The sequence below is a fragment of the Leptotrichia sp. genome (genome assembly GCF_057270615.1).
Map to the genome: position 1 here is coordinate 1 of NZ_DBHIXN010000120.1, position 1887 is coordinate 1887.

Below are 1887 nucleotides of genomic sequence, written 5' to 3' on the forward strand. Positions count from 1 at the left end.
CAATTTCTTTTTCTTTCAAAATGTAACTTTCCAATTTTTCCCAAAAGTCTTTTGCTATCACATCAAATTTTTCTGCTCCTGTTTTTGCTTTGTTCACAATCTCATTTTTATAAATTTTACTTTTTACCATCTCTGTTGCTTTGTTAATTATCCAAATTTTTACCATTTTATCCATTTTTATCACTCCTATTTTGTTATTTTTGTTAATATCAATTCTAAGCCGCCTAGCAAGCCCTACAATTAATTTTATCTTACTAAGCGACCAATTTATCCAAAAACTTTTTTAACGTTCTTATACGGCTTGTAATAAAGCCTTTTTTTTACTATTTAAGTTCAAAATGTGGTGTATCGTGCATTTTCCAGTTTCCACCCCATTCAATATTAATTTTTTTACTTTTTGCTACTGCCAAAATATGATCTGCTATTAATTTTAATTTTTTATCATCATATCCTTCAGAGGATGTGAATTTTCTGTATGCTCCGTTTTCAATTACTCCGCAAGGGAAAATGTCAACAGCATGCCCAAATCCATCGGTTTTGATTTGATGGTTTGATTTCGCTCTTTTTCCATCACAATTTGTTACAATTCTACCTGGCTTACTTCTTCCGATTTGATACAAAGCAAACTGTTCCTCTGTTGTTCTAGCACCGTCTGTGATTCTAAAATCAAACGGACTATTTACAATTGCAGCTTTCATAACTTCAACTAACTTTGGATGTACTTTTTTCATTTTATCCAAACTTTCTTGGCTGAAAGAATACGTTTTATTCTCTGTTGTTGCATTTTCCTTGTCCCAATCTTTCAAATATTCCTCCTTTTTCTGAACTCTATTTAGCCAGCCTGTCAAAAATCCTTTTTGAGTCTTGTCACCTTCAACCTTGCTTCTGTAATAAATTCTCTGCAAGTTATGATAAACTTCCAAAAATTTTTCGGGATCTGCTGCATTCAACGCTTCCAATGTTTTGTTTCCAATTATTCCGTCTACATCAAGATTTGCATTTGTAATCTGATTTATAGCAATCTGTGCATTTTTGATTCCGTTTTTGCCACTATTTACAGTCCAGTCGCATATAGATAGTGCCACTTTATCATTTGCAACTTTATCTAGCTTGTTTCCTAAATAATATTTTTTTAGATATATATTTTTTGCAAAATCTATTGTTAAATCTTGCATATTCCCCTTATATCCAAATTTTCTTGCTTCTTCTTCAGTTATTCCGTATTTTGTTTTTCCTCCAGCATCATATTTATCATTTGAGTATCCACCTTCAACTTTTAGTAAATAATCAAATATTTTTCCAAATCTATCCATTTACATCACTCCTTTTTTTAATTTTGAAAAAAATCTTTTACATTAAGTTCTAGCATCTGATCAATAGTGTATCTACTAATCCCAACAACTGCCATTTGCTCTGCCATGTCAGCAACTTCCAAGATGTCCTGAATCTTTTTAGCCAAAACTTTTAATTCAGCTCGATTCAATTCGATAAATTCAACCAATCCTTTTTCATTTTGCACTTTTACTTTTTCAATCTTGTCTTGTTCTAAAGTCCACATCAAAGACATTTTAAGAGATAAGCTGTTTCTATTTCTTTCGTTATTTTCAAATATGTATTTTTTACCAGCTTTTTCAATTTCAAGTGCTTGATTTAAAAAGTTTGATTTAGCTTCTGCTAAGTCTTTCAATGCTTTTTCCCTTAACTCTTTTAATTTTGCATTTAATAAATCATTGTCAACTTTCCAAGTATTGCTATTCTTGTCCCATACACTCCAATCGTTTGGTTTTGCAATCGTAACAATTGTTTCATTAACCTCATCCAAATAACTTCCATCGCTTAAAACTGTCTTACCAGCTTTTATTTTTTCAACTTCAGTCATTTCTCTGA

The 1887-nt window shown here is 31.1% G+C and carries 2 protein-coding genes; both read right to left on the reverse strand.

Annotated features, from left to right (window positions below; genetic code table 11):
- Positions 1 to 323: 323 nt before the first annotated feature.
- The gene (locus ACO409_RS10770; protein WP_485557137.1) at positions 324 to 1313 is read right to left on the reverse strand and encodes a glycosyl hydrolase 108 family protein; all 990 of its coding nucleotides are present in this window, start codon (positions 1311 to 1313) and stop codon (positions 324 to 326) included.
- A gap of 17 nt (positions 1314 to 1330) precedes the next feature.
- On the reverse strand, positions 1331 to 1887 hold a 557-nt coding region (locus ACO409_RS10775; protein ID WP_485557139.1), incomplete at its 5' end, for a hypothetical protein.

Bases quoted from the DNA above. Each gene is read 5' to 3' on its own strand.
- ACO409_RS10770 (WP_485557137.1), bottom strand. From the start codon at position 1,313: ATGGATAGATTTGGAAAAATATTTGATTATTTACTAAAAGTTGAAGGT.